This window comes from Qipengyuania aquimaris, from assembly GCF_009827445.1.
Lineage (GTDB): Bacteria > Pseudomonadota > Alphaproteobacteria > Sphingomonadales > Sphingomonadaceae > Qipengyuania > Qipengyuania aquimaris.
Window position 1 is genome coordinate 2,341,451 of record NZ_WTYI01000001.1, and the last position, 23,402, is coordinate 2,364,852.

Genomic DNA, 23,402 nt, shown 5'->3' on the forward strand with positions numbered 1-23,402 from the left:
GCGGCTACGCTCAATCCCCCCAGCCGTCGCCTGTGCTGGACCCGCTGTCGCCCCAATCATTGCCGTAGCTCTGGCTGAAATGCATCTGCTGCTCCTGTTTAGCCATATCGGATGCAGCTTTGTTGGCCTCCTCGATTTGCGCGCGCATTTCTGGGTTCATCTGCATAGCCACCTCGGCTTTTGGATTGCCGAGCGTCATGTCGAACGGGCGGCCCTCGATCGCCGCGACCACGTGTTCACGCGCGACGACGTGCATCAGGTTCATGGCATAGTTCGCCATCGGGTCCTTCGCCACGGCTTCGTCGAGCCGCTCCTTCACCCCTTCCGGGATCGCGATCTCGGTCGCAACGCGCGAGCCGGTGCCATCGGGCGTGACGGTCGTGACGAAGTGCATCATTTCGCGCCCGCCTTCGCCCAGCAGGGTCGTGACCACCGTGCCGGGAGCGGGCTGGCTGACGCGGCTGCGCTTGATCTGGCTGCCTAATACATGTGTGGGAAGGTGCGCGCGCTTGATAGCCTGCGTCACCTGTTCAGGTGTCTTCTCGTAATATTCGCCGGAATTTCCGCATGACGCCAAGAAAATAGCGCCAAATATAGTCATTATGCTGCGTAATATAGACATGATGCCCCCCAATTCATGGCCTCACGCTAAATAGCGAGTGTTTCCATTCGCTTAAGGCGGCAAGGCCTGTCCAACACGCTTAGCGGTGGACGCGGGGGCGCTGTCGGTCTAGCGCGCGGCGCATGGCGCAAGCGAATTCCGATACCACCCAGTCCCGCCGCACTTTCGCGATTATCTCGCATCCCGACGCGGGTAAGACGACGCTGACCGAGAAGCTGTTGCTGACCGGCGGCGCGATCCATCTCGCCGGTGAGGTGAAGGCGCGCGGCGCCGCCCGTCGTGCACGCTCGGACTGGATGAAGATCGAACAGCAGCGCGGGATCTCGGTGACCAGCTCTGTCATGACGTTCGAGCGCGATGGCATCACCTTCAACCTGCTCGACACGCCGGGGCACGAAGACTTCTCCGAAGACACTTATCGCACGCTGACTGCCGTCGATTCCGCCATCATGGTGATCGACGCCGCGAAGGGTATCGAGCCGCAGACGCGCAAGCTGTTCGAGGTCTGCCGCCTGCGCAGCGTGCCGATCATCACTTTCGTCAACAAGGTCGACCGCGAAGGCCGTCCGGTGTTCGAACTGCTCGACGAGATTGCGGACATGCTGGCACTCGACGTCAGCCCGCAAGCCTATCCGGTGGGCATGGGCGGCCAGTTCGAAGGCATCCTCGATTTCGAAACCGGCGAAGTCGCACGTCCCGAAGGTCCGTCCAAGGAATTCAAGGGCAAGCGCGACGACAACCCGGAGTTGCCCGAGCTCTTCGCCGAGGACATCGAACTGGCGCAGATCGGCTATCCCGAATTCGATCTCGAGGCCTATCGCAATGGCGACCTCACCCCGGTCTATTTCGGGTCGGCGCTCAAGAATTTCGGCGTGACTGAATTGATCGAGGCGATCGCGAAATACGCGCCGCCGCCGCGCCCCCAGCCGGCTGGTGACGAACAGATCGAGCCGACCCGCGACGAAGTCACCGGCTTCATCTTCAAGGTGCAGGCCAATATGGACCCCAACCACCGCGACCGCATCGCTTTCATGCGGCAGGTGTCCGGCACCTTCAAACGCGGCATGAAGCTGACCCCGTCGGGCCTCGGCAAGCCCATCTCGATCCATTCGCCGATCCTGTTCTTCGCACAGGATCGCGAAGTCGCGGATTTCGCCGAACCCGGCGACATCATCGGCATCCCCAACCACGGCACGCTGCGCGTGGGCGATACGCTGTCGGAAAAGAACGACATCCGGTTCACCGGCCTGCCGAATTTCGCACCGGAAATCCTGCGCCGCGTTCAGCTGAAGGACCCGACCAAGACCAAGCAATTGCGCAAGGCGCTCGACGATCTGTCGGAAGAGGGCGTAATCCAGGTCTTCTATCCCGAACTCGGTGCTCAGCACATCGTGGGCGTGGTCGGCCAGCTCCAGCTCGAGGTGCTGATCAGCCGTCTTTCGGCCGAATACAAGGTGGAGGCGGGCCTCGAAGCATCGCCCTTCGCGACCGCGCGGTGGCTCAAGGGCGACGAGAAGGCGCTCGACGAATTCGAGAAGTACAACCGCGCCAACCTCGCCCGGGACCGCGACGGCGACCTGGTCTTCATGGCGAAGAGCCCGTGGGACGTTTCCTACCAGCAGGAAAAGAATCCCGACCTGACCTTCTCGGCCACGAAGGAGCGGTAGGCTTGCGAGCGGCGCTGCTTCGCGGCATGGGAACGCCATGACGCTTACCGGCCCGACTTCCCAGACCTTCATTTCCCAACGCCTGCGCCTCAATTACCTCGATTGGGGCAATCGCGGAAAGCCGCCGCTCGTGCTGGTTCACGGCGGGCGCGACCATGCACGCAGCTGGGACTGGGTGGCCGAAGAATTGCGCGACGACTGGCACGTCGTGGCGATGGATCACCGCGGCCACGGCGACAGCGACTGGGTTTCGGATGGCAATTACCACGTCAACGACATGGTCTACGACCTGGCCCAATTGGTCCACCAGCTCGGCGTGGGGCCGGTCACCATCGTCAGCCATTCCATGGGCGGCAACGTCTCGCTGCGCTACGCGGGCACATTCCCTGAAATGGTGACCAAGATCGTCGCGATCGAGGGCCTCGGTCCCAGCCCGAAGCGGCAGGCCGAAATGCGCGAGGACCCGTATCCCGTGCGCATGAAGGAATGGATCGAGAAAAAGCGCGGGGCATCCGGACGGATGCCGCGCAAGTACGACAGCATCGAATCCGCTTTCGCGCGCATGATCGAGGAAAACAGCTACCTGACGGAAGAACAGGCGCGGCACCTCACCATCCACGGCGTGAACCGCAACGAGGACGGAACCTACAGCTGGAAATTCGATCCGCACCTCAATGTCTGGGCGGTCGAGGACATCGCCGATGAGTTCCTGCACCAGACATGGTCTGCGATCACTGCGCCCACCCTCCTGCTTTACGGGGCAGACAGCTGGGCCTCCAATCCCGAAGGCGACGGCAGGCTCGACCACTTCGACAATGCCAAGGTGATCGAATTCGAAAATGCAGGTCACTGGCTCCATCACGACCAGTTCGACCGGTTCATGAAGACGGTCAGGAATTTCCTCTAATGGCGGAATTCTTCGACGCGCTGGATGACAAGCATATCGCGATGATCGGCAAGCAGCCGGTTTTCTTTGTCGCCACAGCCGCCGAAGATGCCCGCATCAATCTCAGCCCCAAGGGCTATGATGCATTCCGTGTACTGGGGCCGAAGAGGGTCGCCTATCTGGACCTTGCCGGATCGGGCAACGAAACCCATGCGCATCTTTCGCGGGACGGGCGCATCACGCTGATGTTCTGCAATTTCGACCGTCCGGCGCTGATCCTGCGTATCTACGGGACCGGACGCGCGGTGCTGCCGCAGGACAAGGATTGGGCGGAACTCGCCGCACATTTCGACCTGCTGCCCGGCACGCGTCAGATTTTCGATATTGCCGTCGAAAGTGTCCAGACGAGCTGCGGCTGGGGCGTGCCTTTCATGGAATACCGCGACGAGCGTGCGACCTTGCAAAAGGCGCATAGGCAATCCGATCCGGAAGAATGGCTGACCAAGCAGCAGGGTCGCGACACAAGTATCGACGGCATTCCAGTGCGCACGACCGACCGCTATATCGGGGGCGAATAGCGCGCGCGTGAAGCTCACTTTCGCCAGCTACAACATTCACAAGGCGGTCGGGCTCGACCGCAAGCGCGATCCCGAGCGCATCCTTTCGGTCATCCACGAAATCGACGCAGACGTGATCGCGCTGCAAGAGGTGGATCGCAGGATCGGTGACCGGGCGACGACCATCCCGCGCGCCGAACTCGACGACACCCATTGGCGGCTGGTCGAAGTGGCCAAGCGCCCGCGCAGTATCGGCTGGCACGGCAATGCGATTCTCGTCAGGCGCGGGATGGATGTCCATGGCGGGGAGGCGCTCGACCTTCCTACGCTGGAACCGCGCGGCGCCGCCTGCGGCAATCTTATGGTCGAGGGGCATATGGTGCGGGTTATCGGCACGCATCTCGACCTGTCCGGCCTGCGCCGCCGCGACCAGATCCGCTCGCTGCTGGATTTCGTGGCGTCAGCCACGCAGCCGGTACCCACGGTGATCATGGGCGATTTCAACCAGTGGGGCCGCGCGACAGGGGCCATGCGCGAATTCGCCAGCGACTGGACCGTGGTCACGCCGGGGAAGAGCTATCCGAGCCGCCAGCCGGTTGCCACGCTCGACCGGATCGTCGCGAGCCGTCACTGGGCCTGCCATTCGGCGCATGTCCACCACACCGCGCTTTCCGCAGTGGCTTCAGACCATCTGCCCGTGGTTGCGACGCTGGAGCTGATGGAAAAATAGGCAGCAGCCTAATAATTGAGCACCTCATTGCGTGCGCCCCCTTGAAATAGCCTGAAAACACTCCCGATGCGCGTTTGGCACGCTTCGTGCTGCAGGTGCGAAAGCCGGTGCTTGGCCGGTGCGCAGCCAGAGGGGTGAAGGCGTGAAATACATCATCGCTGTCATCAAGCCATTCAAGCTCGACGAAGTGCGCGAAGCACTCGGGAGCATCGGTGTGGCCGGAATGACCGTGTCCGAGGTCAAGGGCTTCGGACGCCAGAAGGGGCAGACCGAGATTTATCGCGGTGCCGAATATTCGACCAACATGCTTCCCAAGGTGAAGCTGGAAATCGCAGTGGCGGGCGATCTCGCACCGCAAGTCATCGAGACCATCCAGCAAACCGCCAGCACCGAAGCAATCGGCGACGGGAAGATCTTCGTCTTCGACCTCGCCGACGCCACCCGCATCCGTACCGGCGAAACCGGCGAAACCGCGCTGTGAGCCGCAAGGAGAGCACCATGACCATGCGTAAGATTCTTACCGGGGCCGGCGTCCTTGCCGCCTCGTTCACCATTGCCACGGCAGCTTTCGCACAGGAGGCCGCCGAAGCGGCTGCCGCCGTGCCCAACCCCGGCAACAACGCCTGGATGATGACCGCCACCGTCCTGGTGATGCTGATGATCCTTCCGGGCCTGGCCCTGTTCTATGGCGGCCTGACCCGTTCCAAGAACATGCTTTCCACCATGACACAGATCGGCGCCACTGCCGCGCTCGCAATGCTGATCTGGGTGATGTGGGGCTACAGCCTTGCCTTCGGCGATACCACTTATGAAGGCACTCTCGGCCTCTTCATCAGCGGTGGCAGCTATTTCCTTGCCGGTACCGACGCGAGCAGCACGGCTGCGACCTTCACCGACGAGGTCATCAGCAAATATGTCTTCATCAGCTTCCAGATGACGTTTGCAGCCATCACCGCTGCCCTCATCCTGGGCGCCACGGCAGAGCGTATGAAGTTCAGTGCGGTCATGGCCTTCGTGCCGATCTGGCTGACCATCGTCTACTTCCCGATCGCACACATGGTGTGGGCCGGCGGAGGTCTGCTGTTCGAAGACGGCGCGCTCGACTTCGCTGGCGGTACGGTGGTGCACATCAACGCCGGTATCTCAGGCCTTGTCCTCGCATACCTTCTCGGCAAGCGTCGTGGCTGGCCGCAGGAACCGATGATGCCGCACAGCCTGACGCTGACCATGGTCGGCACGGGCCTGCTGTGGGTCGGCTGGTTCGGCTTCAACGCCGGTTCGGCTCTGGAAGCCGACGGTTCGGCCGGTCTTGCGATGATCAACACCTTCGTCGCCACTGCAGCCGGTGCGCTGACCTGGATGGTCATCGAGCGGGCGGCGGGCCACAAGGGCAGCGCGCTGGGCTTCTGCTCGGGCGTTATCGCAGGCCTCGTCGCCGTCACCCCGGCAGCTGGCAACAGCGGTCCGTTCGGCGCGATCCTGCTCGGCATCCTGAGCTCGGCCGTCTGCTACATCTTCGTCGCCAAGGTGAAGATGAAGTTCGGCTATGACGACAGCCTCGATGCATTCGGTATCCACGGCGTGGGCGGCATCGTCGGCGCCATCGGTACGGCAGTCGTCTACCAGCCGTTCCTCGGCGGACCCGGAGACGGATCGACCGCTCTCGGCGCCCAGCTCTGGATCCAGACCTACAGCGTACTCGTGACGATCGCCTGGGCCGGTATCGGCACCTTGATCGCCGGCCTTATCGTCAAGGCTCTGATCGGACTGCGGGTCACCGAAGACGCCGAAGTCGAAGGCCTCGATATCTCCGAACACGGAGAACGTGCCTACAACTGATCACCAACTTGGCGGGGCCGCCTACTAACTCTCTCCTCTCTCCTCACGGGCGGCCCCGCCCACCCATGTTCCTCCTGCGAACACAAGACTTTAACAGGCCGGTTCCCTAACGGGGCCGGCCTCTTTTTATGTTGCAAAGCTGTCACACTATTTTTCGCTAAACTCGTCATTGCACGAAATACTATTGCGCACGTTCCTTCCAAAGCGTCAGATTCAATCACTGAGCTTTGTTCTCGGGAGGAGAGAGTAATGACTAACAATCGCAATAGTCTTCTAGCAACGCGTGCGGCGCTTCTTTGCGGCGCGGCAGCGCTGGTCGCTTCCGCGCCTGCAATGGCACAGGATTCTCAGACGCGGATCGAAACCGATGCAGTCGCCGCCGAAGAGGCCGACCGCGCCATTATCGTCACGGGTACCCGCCAGGCCGACCGCTCGGCTGCAGATACCGTCGCACCAGTCGATATCGTTTCCACTGCAGAACTGAACAACCAGGCCGATAGCGATATCGGCAACGTCCTTCGCGTTTCGGTGCCCTCGTTCAACGTGGGGACGCAGCCGATTTCGGATGCTGCCACGCTGGTACGCCCTGCTAACCTTCGCGGGCTCTCGCCCGACAACACGCTCGTTCTCGTCAACGGCAAGCGTCAGCACCGCGCCGCGGTCATCGCCTTCCTTGGCGGCGGTATTTCCGACGGTTCGCAAGGCCCCGATATCTCGGTCATCCCGTCGATCGCGATCAAGCAACTCGAAGTGCTTCGCGACGGCGCATCCTCGCAATATGGTTCGGACGCCATTGCCGGCGTTCTCAACTTCATCCTCAAGGATAGCCCGGACGGCGGCACCGTGTCCGCACAATGGGGTGAAACCTACGAAGGTGACGGCGACAAATACACCATCGCTGCCAATGTCGGCATTCCGGTCACGGCAGCAGGTTTCCTCAACCTGTCGGCCGAATATGGCGAATCCGATGCAACTGTCCGCTCCGTACAGCGCGACGACGCTGCCGCGCTGATCGCCGCCGGCAATACCGCAGTTGCCGACCCGGCCCAGATCTGGGGCCAGCCGAACGTCAACGACGATATGAAGTTCTTTGCCAATTTCGGCCTCGAGCTTTCGCCCGCTATCGAACTCTACGCTTTCGGTAATTACGCCGAGCGCAACGTCGACGGCGGCTTCTTCTTCCGCAACCCGACCAATCGTGGCGGCGTCTATGCCGGACCCTTCGTCGATCCTGCGACGGGGGCTCCGCTCGCCGAGGAAGACGGCGGTGTCGCTTCGGTCCTCGTGGGTGACCTTTCGATCGATACGGCAGGCGATTGCCCGGCCGGTATCCCGCTGACGCAGGGTGGCCTGATTCCCGATCCCACCATCCTGGCGCAGGTCTCGGCGGACTCGAACTGCTTCTCGTTCGTCGAACTTTTCCCGGGCGGCTTCACCCCGCGTTTCGGCGGCGACATCGAGGATTACTCGGCTGCTGTGGGTATCCGTGGCCAGTTGTTCAATGCGCTCGATTTCGACCTCAGCTATCGCCACGGTCGCAACAAATCGAGCTTCTCGATCCGCAACACCGTGAACGCTTCGCTTGGTCCGAACACGCCGACCGAATTCAACCCCGGTGGCTATTCGCAGACGGAAAACGTGATCAATCTCGACCTCGGTTACAATCTCGAAGTCGGTGAAGGTAATGTCTACGTCGCAGCCGGTGCCGAATATCGCGACGAGGAATTCGGCATCACGGCTGGTGATCCGGCTTCGTTCGAACTTGGCCCGCTTGCCCAGCCGAGTGCTGCCTATCCGACCGGACAGGGCTTCTCGACCAGCTCGAACGGCTTCCCTGGCTTCGCCACCAACTCGGCCGGCACAAGCAAGGAAGATAACAAGGCGGCTTACATCGATATCGAAGCCGACCTGATCGACGCGCTCACCCTGCAGGGTGCGGTTCGTTACGAAGACACCAAGAGCTTCGGCGATACCGTAACCTGGAAACTGGGCGGCCTGTTCAAGCTGTCGGACGCATGGCGCCTTCGCGGTACCTATTCGACCGGTTTCCACGTCCCGACCGCAGGCCAGGCGAACGTGATCAACGTCACCACGCAGTTCTCCAACGGCGAACTACAGGACGAAGGCACCTTCCCGCTGTTCAGCCCTGCCGGCCTGATCGCTTCGGATTACATTGCGGACACGGTCGCCAATGGCGGCCTCGGCCTCGACCGTCCGACCCTCGGGCCCGAAAAAGCCGACAGCTTCACCCTCGGTGTCGCTGGCGACATGGGCGATTTCTCGGTCACGCTCGATTACTTCAACATCAAGCTGAAGGATCGCATCTCGCGTTCGTCGACGATCGATTTCCCGGCAGCGCTCTGCTATCTTGCCAATAGTGAAGGCGTGGCAAACAATTGCACCGATACCTTCACGCCGGCCCCGGCAGAACTGCTCACGCAGCTTGATGGTGCAGGGGTGATCGACCGCAACGACTTCACCGGGTTCGAAGACCTCGTGGCCTTCACCTTCTTCAACAACGACTTCGATACCCGCACGCAGGGTCTCGACTTCGTCGCGAATGCAAGGCTCTACCCGATCGAAGGCGGCACGACGCGTGCAACGCTGGCAATCAACTACACCGAAACGGAAGTGACCGATGTTGGCGAAACCATCTCGGCCACCCGCGTCCGCCAGCTGGAGGAAAGCCTGCCCAAGTGGAAGGGTTTCCTGAACATCACTCACGAACAGGGCCGTTTCCGCGGACTCCTGCGCGCCAACTACTTCGGCAGCTACTACGAAGCCCACCTCGAGGACTCGACCCTTCCGATCGATGCATCGGCAGAGCTAACCTTCGATGCGGAGCTTGGCTACGAAGTGATCGACGGCCTTGAACTGGCAGTCGGTGCGCAGAACATGTTCGACAACTATCCGACGTTGAACCCTTATTCGGGCATCGTCGGTGCGAAGTACGGCGAACGTTCGCCCTTCGGCTTCAACGGCGGCAGCTACTACCTGCGCGCCCGCTTCCAGTGGTAAGCCTGGGGTAGACACAGTGATTGAAAAGGGGCGGCCTTGATGGTCGCCCCTTTTTGTTTGAGGCCCTGATGATGCTCGAAATCAGAATTGCGACCGATCAGGACGAAGAGGACATCCGCCAGCTCATGGACCTTGCGATCGAGCAATTGCAGGTCGGATATCTGACGGACGAGCAGATCGAGGCGTCGAAGGCTGGAATGGGCCTTGATCGCTTGCTTATCGACGACGGGACCTATTTCTGCGTTGTCGAAGACGGCATCGTCGTCGGGTGCGGAGGATGGTCGCGCCGAGCGACCTTATATGGCGGCAATCATTCGGCGGGACGCGATCCGCGCCTCCTCGATCCCGCCACCGAGCGCGCCCGGATCAGGGCGATGTATACCCATCCGGATCATACGAAGAAGGGTATCGGTCGTCTCATTCTGGAGACAGCCGAGGCCGCTGCTGCGAAGGAAGGCTTCGCCGAAATCGAGATGGCAGCCACCATGGCCGGCAAGCCGTTCTACGAGCGCTGTGGCTATGTGGTGGAAAGCGAGTGGGAGGACACCAACGGCGCGGTGCCCGTCCCCCTTGCGACCATGGCCAAGCGGCTCGCGCGCTAGGCGCCCAGTTCCGCCTTCACGAAGTCGGCGCATCGTTCGCCGATCATGATGCTCGGCGCGTTGGTGTTGCCGCTGACGAGACGCGGCATGATCGATGCATCTGCGATCCACAGACCCTCGACGCCGCGCGCCTTGAGCGTGGGATCGACGACATCGCTCTCGTTCGGTCCCATCCGGCAGGTTCCGACCGGGTGATAAACGGTATCGGCGCGGTTGCGGATCAGCTCGTCGAGCTGGTCGTCGTCGTCCAGATCGATGGGATAGCGGTCCTGCGGATTGTACTTTGCAAGGCTCGGCGATTCCGCGATGCGATGCGAGAGGCGAACGCCCTTGCGCAGGACAGCGATGTCGCGGTCGTCGTCGAGGAAGTTGGGGTCGATCACCGGCGCATCGCTCGCCTCGCGGCTGGCGAGGCGGACCGTCCCGCGGCTTTCCGGGCGCAGCACGCAGGCATGGAGCGAGAAGCCATGACCCTTGACGTTCTCCCGGCCATGATCTTCCAGCATTGCGGGCACGAAGTGCCACTGGATGTCCGGGGCGGGGGCATCCTCCATGACCTTCCAGAAGCCACCAGCCTCGGCATAGGGCGTGGTCATGATCCCGGTCCGCTTGCGGCGATGTTCGATGATGGCTTTCGCCATCCGGGCGGTGCCGGCGAGGCTGCTGCCGATGAATTCCTTGCTCTCGGTTTCCCAGCTGGAAACATAGTCGATGTGATCCTGCAGGTCTGATCCGACGGCCGGCTTGTCGATCACGACATCGATGCCATGCTCCTTCAGATGCTCGGCCGGGCCGATGCCGGAAAGCATGAGCACCTGCGGTGAATTGAATGCACCGGCGCTCAGGACCACGCCGCCTCTGGCTGTAACGGTGCGGCGGCGCTTGCCGGCCGAATAGGTCACCCCGGTCACGCGGCCGTCCGCGATCTCGAGCTTCTGGACGGTGACCCCGATCCTGATATCGAGGTTCTTCGATCCCCGCTTGGGCTCGACATAGGCGCGCGCGGCGGACCAGCGTTCGCCATCCTTCTGGGTAACTTGGTAGAGGCCGAAGCCTTCCTGCTTTGCGCCGTTGAAATCGGCATTGCGCGGCAGCTGCAACTGGGCAGCTGCTTCGACGAAGGCGAGGCTGCCCGGGTTCGGCCATTTCTGGTCGCTCACCCACAGAGGGCCGTCGTCGCCATGGAATTCGTCTTCGCCGCGCACATTGTGTTCGGCCCGTTTGAAATAGGGCAGCACATCATCATAGGACCAGCCGGTGCAGCCGAGGCTTTCCCACTGGTCGTAATCGAAGGAATTGCCGCGGATGTAGACCATGGCGTTGATGGCCGAGGATCCGCCAAGGCCACGCCCGCGCGGCTGGTATCCAATACGCCCGTTGAGGCCCTTTTGCGGGACCGTGTCATAGCGATAGTTCGACGCGTTGCGCAGGAAGGGCATAAAGCCCGGCGTGCGCACCAGCATGCCATTGTTGCGCGGGCCTGCCTCGAGCAGGCAGACGCGCTTGCCCGCTTCTGCCAGACGCCCCGCGACTGCACTGCCTCCGCTGCCGCCACCGACAACGACTACATCGAATTCGTCCATGATTACTCCTCTCGATTCGAGAGGTTAGGCAGCCTCGGCGTCACCTGCAATCGGGTTTTCACTTGAAACCTGTTTTGGGGCCGCCCCCCTGCCGCTCGAGCCAGGCGGCGCGGATCTGGTCGCTCGTCTCGCGGCTACCGTCATGGGTCCAGCCGGGCTCGCGCAGCAGGTAGCCGAGCTTGCTGCCCCAAGGCGCGCGCCACATGTCCTGCGCTATGCCGATCCATTCATGGAAGACCGCCCACAGCAGGTTGAAACTGCCGAGCTGCTTGACGATCCCGTAGCGGATTTTCTCGTCCTTCACCTCCAGCTCGAAGGTCCCGAACATCTTGTCCCAGACGATGAACACGCCGGCATAGTTGCGGTCGAGATAGCGCGGGTTGGTGGCATGGTGGACGCGGTGATGGCTGGGCGTATTCATCACTGCCTCGAACCAGCGGGGCATCTTGTCGATCGCTTCGGTATGGATCCAGAACTGGTAGATGAGGTTGAACCCGCCCGCGAGCGCGATCATCCCGGGGTGGAAGCCGATCAGCACCAGCGGCAGCGCGAAAGCAAAGCCGAGCGTGAGGAATCCGGTCCAGGTCTGGCGGAGCGCGGTGGACAGGTTGTAGTGCTGGCTGGAATGGTGGTTCACGTGGCTCGCCCAGAACCACCGCACCCGGTGGCCGAAGCGATGCACCCAGTAATATTTGAGGTCGTCGAGCACGAAGCACAGCGCAAAGGCCCACCAGCTCCATTCGATGTCGAACAGGCGGAACTGCCAGACCCACAGGAACAGCGCGAAAAACAGGCCCCCGAACAGCAATCCGGCGACCGTACTGCCGAGGCCGAATGCAAGGCTGGTGAGCGTATCCTTCGGCTCGTAGCTTTCCGGTCGCTTGCGCCAGGCCCAGACCATCTCGATCAAGACGAGGGCGACGAAGCCTGGAACAGCCAGTTCGGTGGGTGAGAAATCGTGCATGGCTATGCGCTACTGTATCGCCTCGATCGCCTGCATCCAAGCTGAAGGATCGGGGATCTCAAGGCGCGCCGTACCATAGCGTTTCTCCGCCGTGTCGATCAGCAGGGCATTGCCGTCGCGAGAGACTTGCGCTGCGCCGGACAGCACGCGTCCTGCAAAATGGCTCCCGTGCTGCCGGAGCAGCAGGATGCGCCCTGCCGCATCGCGCATGAGTGCGCCGGCGCCGCCCCGATCGAGCGCGATGTCCACCGGATCGAAACCGCTGACCGCTTCGTCTGCGGCCGCGCGAGCCGCTTGCTCGTCCTTGAGGCGCGGCGCTGGCCCCAGCCGCAAGGCGAAGGCCAGGCCTGCCAGCGCAAGGATGGCAACCAGCGATCCGAGGAACTGAAGGAGGGCGGGTGGGATATCCATGGCGATACCGATTGGCACGCGCTTCGCTTTGCGGCAAGCTTGTCTAAACGGAGAGATGCACAATGAAAAACCTCGCCCTGATACCTCTGGTCGCCGCCTGCCTTTCCACGCCCCTTGCTGCACAAACTGCGGACCCGGTGGCGGAAGTCGAGGCGCAGGGTGACCGCACGGCGCGCGTTTCGCAGCAAATCTGGGACTGGGCCGAGCTCGGCTATCTTGAGAACCGCTCGAGCGGGCTGCTGCAGGATGAGTTGCAGAGCGAGGGTTTCCAGGTTGAGGCCGGCATTGCAGATATTCCCACCGCGTTCCTCGCCGAATGGGGCGAAGGCGGCCCGGTAATCGCGATCCTTGCCGAATACGACGCTTTGCCCGGCATCAGCCAGACCGCTGCGCCCACGCGCGAGCAATCGGAACATGGCGCTGGGCATGCCTGTGGCCACAATCTGTTTGCAGGCGGTTCGCTGACTGCGGCGATTGCGGTCAAACGTTGGCTGGAAAAGACCGGGACGCCCGGGCGCATCCGGCTCTATGGCACGCCGGCCGAAGAGGGCGGGTCTGGCAAGGTTTACATGACTCGCGCCGGGCTGTTCGACGATGTCGATATCGCGCTTCACTGGCACGCCGCCGATGAAAATAGTGCAGCGGCCCGGACCAGCCTCGCCAACCGCTCTGCAAAGTTCAGGTTCAGGGGCATCTCCGCCCATGCTGCCGGCGCTCCCGAACGCGGTCGCAGCGCGCTCGACGGGGTCGAGGCCATGAACATGATGGTCAACATGATGCGCGAGCACACCAGCATGGACACGCGCATCCACTACGTCATCACCGAGGGTGGATCGGCCCCGAACGTCATCCCCGATTTTGCCGAGGTCTTCTATTACGTGCGGCATTCGGATGCTGCCGAGGTCCAGGCGCTGTGGACCCGTCTGGAAGCGGCGGCAAAAGGCGCTGCAATGGGCACGGGCACGGAGGTCGAGTGGGAGGTGATCCATGGCAACAACCCGTTGCTCGTCAACGAGACGCTGGCCCGCGCGATGGATCGCAAGCTGCGTAGCCTTGGCGGGATCGAGTACACCGCGGAAGAACGTGCCTGGGCCGAGGAAATTTCGACGAGCTTCGGCGAGAATGCCGAACCGCTCGAAGAGGCGGGCAAGGTGCAGCCCTACGCAAAGACGCTTGGCTATGGCTCTACCGATGTAGGCGACGTGTCCTGGGCGACCCCGACTGTCGGCGTGCGCACCGCGACCTGGGTGCCCGGCACGAGCGCACACAGCTGGCAGGCAGTGGCAGCAAGCGGTCATTCGATCGGGCACAAGGGTGCCCAGCTGGCCGCCAAGGCGCTGACCCTGATGGCAGCGGAACTCTATACGAACGAGGAAATGCGCAACGCGGCGCGCGCGGAATTCGACGCTGCGCGGGGCGAAGACTACGAATACGTTTCGCTGCTAGGGGACCGCGATCCCCCGCTCGATTATCGCGAGTAATCAGTCGCGGGCGTTGGCGTACAGCGCATCCATGGCCGGTCGAATGGGCGAGACATCGTAGCCACCGCTGCGCGCTGCTGCGGCCACCGTGTCGGGTTCAGCACCATCGGCAGCCTGGGCAAGCGACCACAGGAAGGTCGAGCGGGTGCCGGACCGGCAGAAGCCCAGGACTTTGCCCTCAGCTTTGCCAAGGGCATCGCGCAAGGCTTCGACTTGCGGCTGGCTGAAGCCTGCCGAGCTGACCGGGATCGCAATGTAGTCCAGGCCGGCTTCGCGCGCGGCGGATTCGATCGCCGAACTTCCAGGCTGGCCGGCTTCCTCGCCATCGGGACGATTGTTTACGATCAGGGTGAAGGCCTGCGCCTTTGCTTCCGCTACTTGTGCGGGATCGATTTGCGGGCTGGCGTAGAATGTGTCGGTGATCCTGCGGAATTCGGTCATGCGGCGTCTCCCTTGGCGAGCGCGGCGGCTTTGGCCCGGCGTTGGCGTTGGACGATGTTGAGAATCTCCACCCCGACCGAGAAGCCCATGGCGGCGTAGATATAGCCTTTCGGCACATGGAAGCCGAAGCCGTCCGCGATCAGCACCAGGCCGATCATCACGAGGAAAGCAAGGGCAAGCATGACCAGCGTCGGGTTCTTCTCGATAAAGCTTGCCAGCGGATCTGCTGCCACCATCATGATGCCGACGGTGATAACGACTGCCGTGACCATGATAGGGATGTCGTCCGTCATGCCGACCGCGGTGAGGATCGAATCGACTGAGAACACGAGGTCGATGGCGACGATCTGCGCGATGACGGCGCCAAAGGTGGCAGTGGCAGCTGCGGCTACGCCCGGGGTCTTGTCGAGGAGGTCACCCGAATCGTCCTCCGGCTCCATCGAATGGTGGATTTCCTTGGTGGCCTTCCACAGCAGGAACAGGCCGCCTGCCAGGAGGATGAGGTCGCGACCGGAAAACGCCGTCTCGAAGCTCGCCTTATTGGTCCCCTCGACCGGAGGGCCCACGATCCCGAGATCGAACAGCGGGGTCTGCAATGTGACGAGCCAGCCGATCAAGAGCAGCATGCCGATCCGCATGATCAGCGCCAGTGCCAGTCCGATACGCCGCGCGCGCTGTTGCTGGTGTTCGGGCAGCTTGTTGGACAGGATCGCGATGAAGATGAGATTGTCGATACCGAGGACGACCTCGAGGGCGATTAGCGTGAGCAACGCAAGCCAGGCTGCCGGGTCGCTGAGGAGCTGCACAATTTCCATTCCGACCCGATGCCGAAGCCCGGTCGCCCATGCAAGTGAAGAAACCTGCGCGATTTCATGCGAAAATGTCACAATCGCTCGCGACACTTGGTGTAAATGCTAAATCATTCGCTTGACGCGCGGTTTTGCGCTATGCGTAATGGTTTGAGGGGTAGGTCTCGCGCATTTCGCTCGTGTCTGCCCGCGTCCGGCGCGTTTCAGCTCCCGCGCCGTTCGCAGTGAGTTTCGAGCTGAACGACAAGGTATTTGCAGGGTTATGGGTTACGACAGAGGGCGCCGCCGCGGACGGGACAAGCGGGACGGTTTCGGGGAAGACAGCTACGATCCCTTCGGTGGTCCGGGCGGCGGTTTCGACCAGCAGGGCGGCGGCTTCGGTGGCGGCGGTGACCGCTTCGGTGGCGGCAACGATCGTTTCGGCGGTGGAGGCGGTGGTGACCGCTTCGGCGGCGGCAATCGCGGCGGCGGTGGTGGCGGCTTCGGCGGCGGACCGCGCGGCGGCGGCGGCGGTGGTGGTGGCGGCGGTGGTAACCGCATGCCTGCCCAGGTTGTCGGCACCGGCGAGGGCAAGGTGAAGTTCTTCAATTCGCAGAAGGGCTTCGGATTCATCCAGCAGGACACTGGCGGGGAAGACATCTTCGTCCACATTAGCGCAGTCGAGCGTGCCGGTCTCGAAGGCCTGGCCGAAGGACAGGAACTGGAATTCAACCTCGTGGATCGCGGCGGCAAGGTGTCGGCGCAGGACCTGCAGGTTGTCGGCGATGTCATCGCAGTCGAGTCGCGCAGCGAAGCTCCGCGCCGCGAACTGACCGGCGAAAAGGCGACCGGGACGGTCAAGTTCTTCAACTCGATGAAGGGCTTCGGCTTCCTGACTCGCGACGACGGACAGCCCGACGCTTTCGTTCACATCAGCGCGGTCGAGCGTTCGGGTCTGTCGGCCATCAACGAGGGCGAACGCTACGAGTTCGATCTCGAGGTCGATCGACGAGGCAAGTATTCGGCGGTCAATCTCGTACCTGCGGAATAATTTCCGCCGGTTTCCGTAGCGCCGGTTTGACCCGGCGTTGCAGAAGCAATAGATCGTCGATCATTACGCAGATGGCGGTTCCCGTTCGGGGCCGCCATTTGTCGTTCCGCTTTTCAAGAATACCGGAGGTCCGATGTCGATTACCCCGCTGATGCCCGTATACCCGCGTTGCGGCGTTCGTCCCGTCGAAGGTGATCACTGTCACCTCATCGACGAAGATGGCACGCGCTATCTCGATTTCGCCAGCGGCATCGCGGTCAACCTGCTCGGCCATAGCCACAAGGGGCTGATCGGGGCGATCCAGCGCCAGGCCGAGAAGCTCATGCACGTCTCGAACCTCTACGGCAGTCCGCAGGGCGAAGAACTGGCTCAGCGGCTCGTAGACAAAACTTTCGCCGACACGGTGTTCTTCACTAACTCCGGTGCAGAGGCTGTCGAAACCGCGATCAAAACTGCGCGCGCATATCACCAGCATGGAGATGGCGACTCGAACCGCACCGAGCTCATCACCTTCACCAACGCTTTCCATGGCCGCACGATGGCGACCATCAGCGCCTCCAATCAGGAAAAGATGCACAAGGGCTTCCACCCCTTGCTCGCAGGCTTCCAGTATGCCGAGTTCGACAATCTGGAGAGTGCGAAGGCGCTCGTCAGCGACAAGACGGCAGGCTTCCTCGTCGAACCTATCCAGGGCGAAGGCGGTATCCGCCCGGCATCGGACGAATTCATCCACGGCCTCAAGGCCATGTGCGACGAACACGATCTCATGCTTGTTCTCGACGAAGTGCAGTGCGGCGTCGCCCGCACCGGCAAGCTCTATGCGTACGAACACTACGGCGTCGAACCCGATGTGATGGCCAGCGCCAAGGGCATCGGCGGCGGCTTCCCGCTCGGCGCCTGCCTCGCGACCGAAAAGGCTGCGCGCGGAATGGGCTTCGGCACGCACGGATCCACCTATGGCGGCAATCCCTTGGCGATGGCAGCAGGCATGGCCGTGATGGACGCTGTCGCGAATGACGAATTCCTCGCCGAAGTCACCGAAAAGGGCGAACGCCTGCGCAGCCGCCTCGAGCAATTCATCGGAAACTATCCCGACCTGTTCGATTTCGTGCGGGGCAAGGGCCTGATGCTCGGTATCCGCATGAAGGTCGAAAGCCGGCCGTTCTTCGTCCACCTGCGCGACAACCACCAGCTGCTATGCGTTGCTGCAGGCGACCAGACGCTGCGTGTCCTACCGCCGCTGGTGGCAGGCGATGCGGAATTCGACGAATTCCTCGACAAGCTTTCCGCAGGCGCGGCCAGCTTCGACCCGGAAAGCTGAGGAGAATGGCGGTGAAGCATTTCCTTGACCTGCCGGATGCGGGTGGGGATGCGATCGCCGCCATGCTCGCCGATGCGCAGGACCGCAAGGCGGCCCGCGCAAACTGGCCAAGGGGCAGGCCGGACGCGGACCAGCCGCTTGCGGGTCACGTACTCGGCATGATTTTCGAGAAGAATTCGACGCGCACCCGCGTGAGCTTCGACATGGCGATGCGCCAACTCGGTGGCACCAGCCTGATCCTCGATGCTGGCACCAGCCAGCTTGGCCGGGGTGAAAGCATCGCCGACACCGCCCGCGTGCTGAGCCGGATGGTCGATGCGATCATGATCCGCACAGACGACCATGCGAAAGCGCAGGAACTTGCCCATCACGCGAGCGTGCCGGTCGTCAATGGCCTCACGGACCGCTCGCATCCCTGCCAGATCGTGGCCGATCTTCTGACACTGGTCGAGCATGGCAAGGCCTTGCCCGGCCTCGAGCTTGCGTGGCTAGGGGATGGCAACAATGTGCTGCATTCCATTCTGGAGGCAGCCGCCCTGTTCAAGTTCAACGTTCGCGTAGGAACCCCCGGTGGCTATGAGCCGGATGCCGAATTCGTCGATATGGCGCGGTCGGCCGGTTGCGAAGTGACGCTGACCAACGATGCCGTCGAAGCGGCGCGCGGCGCGGATGTGGTCGTGACGGATACATGGGTTTCGATGGGGCAGGACCACGCTGAAGCCAAGCTTGCAGCGATGGCGCCTTTCCAAGTCGACGAATACTTGATGGCGCTGGCGAAAGCGGATGCTAAATTCCTGCACTGCCTGCCCGCCCATGTCGGCGAAGAAGTGAGCGAAGCAGTCTTCGAAGGTGCCCAGTCGGTCGTCTTCGACGAGGCCGAAAACCGCATTCACGCGCAGAAATCCATTCTGCTCTGGTGTCACGGATTGCTGGGCTAGCCATCGGGGGTCTGTAAATCCGGGCGCGCCGCACCATATTGCGCCGCATGACCGATAATCAGCCAGACCCGGGCGAAACTTTCGCCGGCAAGACCCTTTCATTCGCCATCCCGTCGCGGGATGCGCGCGGGCGCGTGGTGCGGCTGGATACGGCTCTCGACGAGATCCTCTCCGCTCACGATTACCCTGCGCCGATTACTCACCTCTTGGCCGAAGCGCTCGTGCTCATATCGCTCATGGGAGGGTTGCTGAAAGGCGAGGGGTCGCAGGTCACCATGCAGGCTCAGACCGAAGCCGGCGCCATCAACTTGCTCGTTTGCGATTACAAGGACGGCGCGCTTCGCGGCTACGTCGATTTCGACGCCGACAAGCTCATCGAACTTGGCGCGAACCCTTCGCTCTTTGCGCTGTTCGGGAAGGGCTACCTCGCCATTACCTTCGATATGACCGGCGGACGCGGACGCTATCAGGGTATCGTCCCTCTCGAAGGGGACTCCCTTGCCGAGGCTTGCGAGGCGTATTTCTTCCAGTCCGAGCAGGTCCCGACCCTGATCCGCACCGCGGTCAGATCGAACGCGGGCAGCTGCATGGCTGCGGGCATGCTGGTGCAGCATTTGCCTGATGGTGAAGAGGGGCGCGAACGTCTTCACGCGAGGCTCGACCACCCGGAGTGGGAGCATGTCTCGGTCCTGGCAGGTTCGCTCCGCCACGAGGAATTGCTCGACCCGAAACTGTCACTCGAAGCGATTGTCTGGCGACTCTTCCACGACGAAGACGAGATCAGAATTAGCAGCGGCCACACTATCGAGAAGGGCTGCAGGTGTTCGGTAGAGCACTACGAAAGCGTGCTCGCCAAGTTCGCGGAAGCGGATCGGGCCGAAATGCGTGACGAGAACGGAATTATCCAAGTCGATTGCGCGTTCTGTTCGCGCCAGTTCCCGATTGAGGCCTAGCCTGATACACTATGTGCCTGTCGATACTGGGAACCCGCTTGTTCTGCAGTGGTTCAGCGCAGAATGTTCATAATTTTGCACTAGATACGAAGTATCAGGCACGTAAATCGAGGTAATTGGCAAAAGTGACCGGAAAACAGAAACTTGGTGTGATCGGAGGCGCATTTGCATTGCTGTGCGCCGGTGCCGTTGCGTCGCCAACTCTCGCCCAGTCATCGCTCGCCATGCTCGATTCGCTCGATAAAGGCGAGTGGCAGCTGCGCTTTCGCGACGGTTCCCCGGCCCGCAAGGTCTGTGTCCGTTCCGGCCGTGAACTGATCCAGTTGCGTCACTCGGCGAGCGGATGCAATCGCTTCGTGGTCGAAGATGGCCGCAACGAAGTGACCGTCCAGTACACGTGCCCGGGCGACGGCTATGGCCGCACCAACGTGCGCAAGGAAGGGCCCGCTCTGGTGCAGATTGATAGCCAGGGTATTGTGGGTGGGCGTCCATTCCAGTTTTCAGCCGAGGCGCGCCGCATCGGTTCCTGCCAGTGAGCATTGCCCGCGCAGGGTGAAGGCTCTAGCTGGCGTTTCATGAATGAAGTGAACAATGCGGATTCGCCGCCGGCAGTCGTACTGCTGTCGGGCGGCTTGGACTCGATGGTCAGCGCAGCTCTCGCGCGGGAAGCGGGATATGCGGTTCACGCGCTAACCATCGACTACGGCCAGCGACATATTCGCGAACTCCAATCGGCGCGGAAGATTGCGAAACTTCTGGGCGTGTCGCGCCACGTCGAGCTCCCTCTTGATCTGCGCCGTTTCGGCGGATCGGCGCTGACCGACGATATCGACGTACCGAAGGAAGGCGTCGGAGACGACATTCCAGTCACATACGTTCCGGCCCGCAATCTCGTATTTCTCGCCCTCACGACTGCTTTTGCCGAAAGCGTGCATTCCCGCGATATCTTCATTGGCGTTAATGCGCTCGACTACTCGGGGTATCCTGACTGCCGGCCGGAGTTCATTGCCAGTTTTGCCGAAACCGCGAGGCTCGGTACCAAGCAGGGTGTCGAAGGCGAGCCGTTCTCGATCCACGCGCCGCTCCAGCACATGAGCAAGGCCGACATTGCGCGTGAATGCTATCGCCTCGATCTCGATCCGTCCTGGAGCTGGTCTTGCTACGATCCAACCGAAGACGGAACGGCCTGTGGCGCGTGTGATTCCTGCCGACTTCGTCGAAAGGGCTTTGACGAAGCTGGGCTAATCGATACGACTGCCTATGCGCCGGGAGCGCCGGATTTGAGGGAGTAGGAATTTGAGCGAGAGCGACGTGACAAGCGAGAAGCCGATCGGAGCGTCGCCTCAACCGGATGCCAAGGTCCCAGCCTATAGCTGGTATGCGCTGGGCGTTCTCGTCCTCGTATACGTTCTCAATTTCATCGACCGGCAAATCCTCTCGATCCTGGCGAATGACATCAAGGCCGACCTTGGTGTCGAAGACGATTATCTGGGCTTCCTCTACGGTACTGCGTTTGCAGTGTTCTATGCGCTGTTCGGAATTCCTCTCGGCAAACTGGCTGACAGCTGGAAACGTGTCCGCCTGATGACAATCGGCTTGGCGCTGTGGTCCACGATGACCGCATTGTCGGGTTTTGCCAAGAATGCCGGAGCACTCACAGCTGCACGCGTAGGTGTAGGTGTGGGTGAGGCGACGGCCAGTCCATCGGCCTATTCGCTGATCTCCGACTGGTTTCCGGCGCGGCTGCGTGCGACTGCGCTCGCGATCTATTCCAGTGGACTTTACATCGGCGGCGGTATCTCGCTGCTTATTGGCGGTCTCGTCGTCGAAAACTGGAACGAGGCATATCCCGACGGTGGCCCACTCGGTCTGGTCGGGTGGCAAGCCGCGTTCCTGTCGGTCGGTATTCCGGGGCTTCTGCTCGCGCTATGGGTCCTGACCCTGCGAGAGCCGGTGCGCGGAGAAATCGATGGCCTGCCCACTCCGGAGAATCCGCATCCGTTCCGCGGGTTCTTCCAGGAACTTTTCCAGGTCATTCCCCCCTTCACGCTGCTTGGCGCGTTTCAGCGCGGGATCGGCGCTTTCGCCATCAATGTCGCCGGGCTTGTCGCCTTCGCTGTTCTTGCGGTTTTCCTGACATCAATCACCCCCGGGGCTTCGGCCTATTTGTCCGACGCGGTAGGACTGACGGCAGCGGGCGTGCCGGTGAGCGATCAGTGGTTATTCCTTGGCGTAGGATATTATGCTGTCTTCAGTTGGGCGACTGCGCTGTACACCCGTGATCTCCCGACCTTCCGTCTGACATGGGGCTCACCAGCGTTTCTCAGCGTTGTGCTGGGCTACGGAACGGTTGCGTTCATGGCTTACGCGGCCTCCTATTGGGGGGCACCCTATGCAGAACGTGTCCTCGGGGCCGACAAGACCGACCTTGGCTGGTTCCTCGGTGCACCTTCTGCCGTCGCAGGTTTTCTTGGGGTTATCCTGGGGGGGCGAATGGCAGATTATCTACTAGAGAAATTCCAGAACGGCCGCGTGATGGTCATTCTCTTCGGTCTAGTCGCTTCGCTTCCGCCGATCATTGTCGCGTATACTACCGACAGCCTCACCGTTTTTTATGTTGCGAGTTTCTTTGCGCAAATGACCGGCGCTTCGGCACTCGGCGCAGCCGCAGCCAGTAGCCAGGCGCTCGTCCTTCCCCGCATGCGCGGGATGGCGACGGCGATCTTCTTCCTTTCGACCACCCTAATCGGACTGGGGATAGGGCCTTTCCTTGCAGGTTACGTATCGGCTGTGAGTCCGGGTGGGCTGAGCACGGGGATGCTGACCACCTTGGTGGCTGCACCATTCGGCTTCGTATTGCTGCTTGCCGCGCTAAAGCTGGTACCGGCCGCGGGCGCTTCCGTTCTGGAGCGCGCTCGCGCGGCCGGCGAGTCAGTCTAGCAACGCAACTTTAACTGGCCGCTTTGATCACTCCGCAGGCGATGCGTGAACCGGCATCGCCTGCTGGATCGCTGCGATAGTCGTCTGGTCCTGCGTGGATCATCACGGCAGTGCCATCTTCATCGAAAATATCGGCGAGTACTCCGTTGGCTGAACCAGCGAGTTCATATTGAGCGGTCGCGCGGCCCGCCTCGTTCACCACAAGATTGGGTAGGTCGCCGAGATGTTTGCCGGCCGGATTTTCACTGCCGTGCTCGCGTCCTGCAGGATTGAGATGCCCTCCGGCACTTTGGAAGCCAGGGCTTTCGCACTTGCCGGTTGTGTGAAGATGAAAGCCGTGTGGCCCAGGCTCGAGACCGGTGACCGCCACGCCCATGGTTACTGTGTCACCGTCCGAAAGAAGCTGGGCCGTCCCGGCTGGCAACCCATTGGCGAAAGTGAGTGTAGCGCTGGCCACCCGTTCGCTAGGGATGCTGCCGTAGGTCGAGCATGCTCCGAGCTGGAGTGCTGCAGACATCGCCACGAGAGCTTTTGCGTATTTCATTTGAAGATCCCTTGTTCGCTGGAATGACAAGGGACCAACGAAAAAGGGGCCGGATTGCTCCGGCCC

23 protein-coding genes are annotated in these 23,402 nt (G+C 61.8%); 16 read left to right on the forward strand and 7 right to left on the reverse strand.

The genetic code is table 11. The features are described from left to right. Nucleotides 1-10: 10 nt before the first annotated feature. A complete protein-coding gene (locus GRI34_RS11515; protein WP_160596045.1) occupies nt 11-601 on the reverse strand; it encodes a hypothetical protein in 591 nt (196 codons plus the stop codon). 143 nt (nt 602-744) lie between these two features. Here GRI34_RS11515 and GRI34_RS11520 point away from each other — a divergent pair, with 143 nt between their 5' ends. The 8 genes from GRI34_RS11520 to GRI34_RS11555 all read left to right on the forward strand — a co-directional run bounded on the left by GRI34_RS11520 (nt 745) and on the right by GRI34_RS11555 (nt 9,921). Then, entirely contained in the window at nt 745-2,289 is a 1,545-nt protein-coding gene (locus GRI34_RS11520; protein WP_160596046.1) for a peptide chain release factor 3, read from the forward strand. A 37-nt stretch (nt 2,290-2,326) separates the two neighbouring features. Next, on the forward strand, nt 2,327-3,196 hold the full coding sequence (locus GRI34_RS11525; protein ID WP_160596047.1) for an alpha/beta fold hydrolase: 870 nt from the start codon (nt 2,327-2,329) through the stop codon (nt 3,194-3,196). Then, on the forward strand, nt 3,196-3,753 hold the full coding sequence (locus tag GRI34_RS11530) for a pyridoxamine 5'-phosphate oxidase family protein (RefSeq protein ID WP_160596048.1): 558 nt from the start codon (nt 3,196-3,198) through the stop codon (nt 3,751-3,753). The genes GRI34_RS11525 and GRI34_RS11530 overlap by 1 nt, the downstream gene beginning before the upstream one ends. Nucleotides 3,754-3,760: 7 nt before the next feature. Further along, nucleotides 3,761-4,462, forward strand: coding sequence for an endonuclease/exonuclease/phosphatase family protein (locus GRI34_RS11535; RefSeq protein ID WP_160596049.1), 702 nt, complete (start codon nt 3,761-3,763; stop codon nt 4,460-4,462). A gap of 142 nt (nt 4,463-4,604) precedes the next feature. Next, a complete protein-coding gene (locus tag GRI34_RS11540; protein ID WP_090478450.1) occupies nt 4,605-4,943 on the forward strand; it encodes a P-II family nitrogen regulator in 339 nt (112 codons plus the stop codon). A 17-nt stretch (nt 4,944-4,960) separates the two neighbouring features. Further along, nucleotides 4,961-6,301: an ammonium transporter gene (locus GRI34_RS11545; RefSeq protein WP_160596050.1), complete on the forward strand. Its 1,341-nt coding sequence runs from the start codon at nt 4,961-4,963 to the stop codon at nt 6,299-6,301. 333 nt (nt 6,302-6,634) lie between these two features. After that, the gene (locus GRI34_RS11550; protein ID WP_160596051.1) at nt 6,635-9,319 is read left to right on the forward strand and encodes a TonB-dependent receptor plug domain-containing protein; all 2,685 of its coding nucleotides are present in this window, start codon (nt 6,635-6,637) and stop codon (nt 9,317-9,319) included. 68 nt (nt 9,320-9,387) lie between these two features. After that, a complete protein-coding gene (locus GRI34_RS11555; RefSeq protein WP_160596052.1) occupies nt 9,388-9,921 on the forward strand; it encodes a GNAT family N-acetyltransferase in 534 nt (177 codons plus the stop codon). Here the strand turns inward: GRI34_RS11555 and GRI34_RS11560 are convergent. The 3 genes from GRI34_RS11560 to GRI34_RS11570 are packed head-to-tail and all read right to left on the reverse strand — an operon-like array spanning nt 9,918 to nt 12,879. After that, entirely contained in the window at nt 9,918-11,504 is a 1,587-nt protein-coding gene (locus tag GRI34_RS11560) for a GMC family oxidoreductase (protein WP_160596053.1), read from the reverse strand. The two genes, GRI34_RS11555 and GRI34_RS11560, sit on opposite strands and share 4 nt — an antisense overlap. Nucleotides 11,505-11,562: 58 nt before the next feature. Then, nucleotides 11,563-12,468: a sterol desaturase family protein gene (locus GRI34_RS11565; RefSeq protein WP_160596054.1), complete on the reverse strand. Its 906-nt coding sequence runs from the start codon at nt 12,466-12,468 to the stop codon at nt 11,563-11,565. A 9-nt stretch (nt 12,469-12,477) separates the two neighbouring features. After that, nucleotides 12,478-12,879, reverse strand: coding sequence for a hypothetical protein (locus GRI34_RS11570; protein ID WP_199800162.1), 402 nt, complete (start codon nt 12,877-12,879; stop codon nt 12,478-12,480). A 62-nt stretch (nt 12,880-12,941) separates the two neighbouring features. Between GRI34_RS11570 and GRI34_RS11575 the strand changes: the two genes are divergently transcribed. Then, nucleotides 12,942-14,360 carry an amidohydrolase gene (locus GRI34_RS11575; protein WP_160596055.1) on the forward strand — a complete coding sequence of 473 codons (1,419 nt, stop codon included), beginning with the start codon at nt 12,942-12,944 and terminating at the stop codon, nt 14,358-14,360. Here the strand turns inward: GRI34_RS11575 and GRI34_RS11580 are convergent, their stop codons facing one another. Then, nucleotides 14,361-14,801: a TIGR01244 family sulfur transferase gene (locus GRI34_RS11580; RefSeq protein ID WP_160596056.1), complete on the reverse strand. Its 441-nt coding sequence runs from the start codon at nt 14,799-14,801 to the stop codon at nt 14,361-14,363. Further along, nucleotides 14,798-15,616, reverse strand: coding sequence for a TerC family protein (locus GRI34_RS11585; protein ID WP_160596057.1), 819 nt, complete (start codon nt 15,614-15,616; stop codon nt 14,798-14,800). Before GRI34_RS11585 ends, GRI34_RS11580 begins: the two co-directional genes overlap by 4 nt. Nucleotides 15,617-15,872: 256 nt before the next feature. Here GRI34_RS11585 and GRI34_RS13440 point away from each other — a divergent pair, with 256 nt between their 5' ends. The 7 genes from GRI34_RS13440 to GRI34_RS11620 all read left to right on the forward strand — a co-directional run bounded on the left by GRI34_RS13440 (nt 15,873) and on the right by GRI34_RS11620 (nt 22,792). Then, nucleotides 15,873-16,640: a cold-shock protein gene (locus GRI34_RS13440; protein ID WP_160596058.1), complete on the forward strand. Its 768-nt coding sequence runs from the start codon at nt 15,873-15,875 to the stop codon at nt 16,638-16,640. A gap of 133 nt (nt 16,641-16,773) precedes the next feature. Beyond that, a complete protein-coding gene (locus GRI34_RS11595; RefSeq protein WP_160596059.1) occupies nt 16,774-17,961 on the forward strand; it encodes an aspartate aminotransferase family protein in 1,188 nt (395 codons plus the stop codon). A 5-nt stretch (nt 17,962-17,966) separates the two neighbouring features. Continuing rightward, nucleotides 17,967-18,899: an ornithine carbamoyltransferase gene (gene argF / locus GRI34_RS11600; protein WP_160596060.1), complete on the forward strand. Its 933-nt coding sequence runs from the start codon at nt 17,967-17,969 to the stop codon at nt 18,897-18,899. Between the two features lie 47 nt (nt 18,900-18,946). Continuing rightward, entirely contained in the window at nt 18,947-19,852 is a 906-nt protein-coding gene (hslO, locus tag GRI34_RS11605) for an Hsp33 family molecular chaperone HslO (protein WP_160596061.1), read from the forward strand. A 125-nt stretch (nt 19,853-19,977) separates the two neighbouring features. Beyond that, a complete protein-coding gene (locus GRI34_RS11610; RefSeq protein ID WP_245755740.1) occupies nt 19,978-20,388 on the forward strand; it encodes a hypothetical protein in 411 nt (136 codons plus the stop codon). Between the two features lie 39 nt (nt 20,389-20,427). After that, nucleotides 20,428-21,144, forward strand: coding sequence for a 7-cyano-7-deazaguanine synthase QueC (gene queC / locus GRI34_RS11615; RefSeq protein ID WP_090477303.1), 717 nt, complete (start codon nt 20,428-20,430; stop codon nt 21,142-21,144). Nucleotides 21,145-21,148: 4 nt separating this feature from the next. Next, entirely contained in the window at nt 21,149-22,792 is a 1,644-nt protein-coding gene (locus tag GRI34_RS11620) for an MFS transporter (RefSeq protein WP_199800163.1), read from the forward strand. Nucleotides 22,793-22,802: 10 nt separating this feature from the next. Here GRI34_RS11620 and GRI34_RS11625 read toward each other — a convergent pair whose 3' ends face one another. Then, nucleotides 22,803-23,336, reverse strand: coding sequence for a superoxide dismutase family protein (locus tag GRI34_RS11625; RefSeq protein ID WP_160596062.1), 534 nt, complete (start codon nt 23,334-23,336; stop codon nt 22,803-22,805). Between the last annotated feature and the right edge of the window lie 66 nt (nt 23,337-23,402).

Excerpts from the sequence above, each read along its gene's own strand:
- GRI34_RS11515 (WP_160596045.1), bottom strand. The coding sequence starts at position 601 with ATGACTATATTTGGCGCTATTTTCTTGGCGTCATGCGGAAATTCCGGC.
- GRI34_RS11520 (WP_160596046.1), top strand. The coding sequence starts at position 745 with ATGGCGCAAGCGAATTCCGATACCACCCAGTCCCGCCGCACTTTCGCG.
- GRI34_RS11525 (WP_160596047.1), top strand. The coding sequence starts at position 2,327 with ATGACGCTTACCGGCCCGACTTCCCAGACCTTCATTTCCCAACGCCTG.
- GRI34_RS11530 (WP_160596048.1), top strand. The coding sequence starts at position 3,196 with ATGGCGGAATTCTTCGACGCGCTGGATGACAAGCATATCGCGATGATC.
- GRI34_RS11545 (WP_160596050.1), top strand. The coding sequence starts at position 4,961 with ATGACCATGCGTAAGATTCTTACCGGGGCCGGCGTCCTTGCCGCCTCG.
- GRI34_RS11550 (WP_160596051.1), top strand. The coding sequence starts at position 6,635 with ATGGCACAGGATTCTCAGACGCGGATCGAAACCGATGCAGTCGCCGCC.
- GRI34_RS11555 (WP_160596052.1), top strand. The coding sequence starts at position 9,388 with ATGATGCTCGAAATCAGAATTGCGACCGATCAGGACGAAGAGGACATC.
- GRI34_RS11560 (WP_160596053.1), bottom strand. The coding sequence starts at position 11,504 with ATGGACGAATTCGATGTAGTCGTTGTCGGTGGCGGCAGCGGAGGCAGT.
- GRI34_RS11565 (WP_160596054.1), bottom strand. The coding sequence starts at position 12,468 with ATGCACGATTTCTCACCCACCGAACTGGCTGTTCCAGGCTTCGTCGCC.
- GRI34_RS11570 (WP_199800162.1), bottom strand. The coding sequence starts at position 12,879 with ATGGATATCCCACCCGCCCTCCTTCAGTTCCTCGGATCGCTGGTTGCC.
- GRI34_RS11575 (WP_160596055.1), top strand. The coding sequence starts at position 12,942 with ATGAAAAACCTCGCCCTGATACCTCTGGTCGCCGCCTGCCTTTCCACG.
- GRI34_RS11580 (WP_160596056.1), bottom strand. The coding sequence starts at position 14,801 with ATGACCGAATTCCGCAGGATCACCGACACATTCTACGCCAGCCCGCAA.
- GRI34_RS11585 (WP_160596057.1), bottom strand. The coding sequence starts at position 15,616 with ATGGAAATTGTGCAGCTCCTCAGCGACCCGGCAGCCTGGCTTGCGTTG.
- GRI34_RS13440 (WP_160596058.1), top strand. The coding sequence starts at position 15,873 with ATGGGTTACGACAGAGGGCGCCGCCGCGGACGGGACAAGCGGGACGGT.
- GRI34_RS11595 (WP_160596059.1), top strand. The coding sequence starts at position 16,774 with ATGTCGATTACCCCGCTGATGCCCGTATACCCGCGTTGCGGCGTTCGT.
- argF (WP_160596060.1), top strand. The coding sequence starts at position 17,967 with ATGGCGGTGAAGCATTTCCTTGACCTGCCGGATGCGGGTGGGGATGCG.
- hslO (WP_160596061.1), top strand. The coding sequence starts at position 18,947 with ATGACCGATAATCAGCCAGACCCGGGCGAAACTTTCGCCGGCAAGACC.
- queC (WP_090477303.1), top strand. The coding sequence starts at position 20,428 with ATGAATGAAGTGAACAATGCGGATTCGCCGCCGGCAGTCGTACTGCTG.
- GRI34_RS11625 (WP_160596062.1), bottom strand. The coding sequence starts at position 23,336 with ATGAAATACGCAAAAGCTCTCGTGGCGATGTCTGCAGCACTCCAGCTC.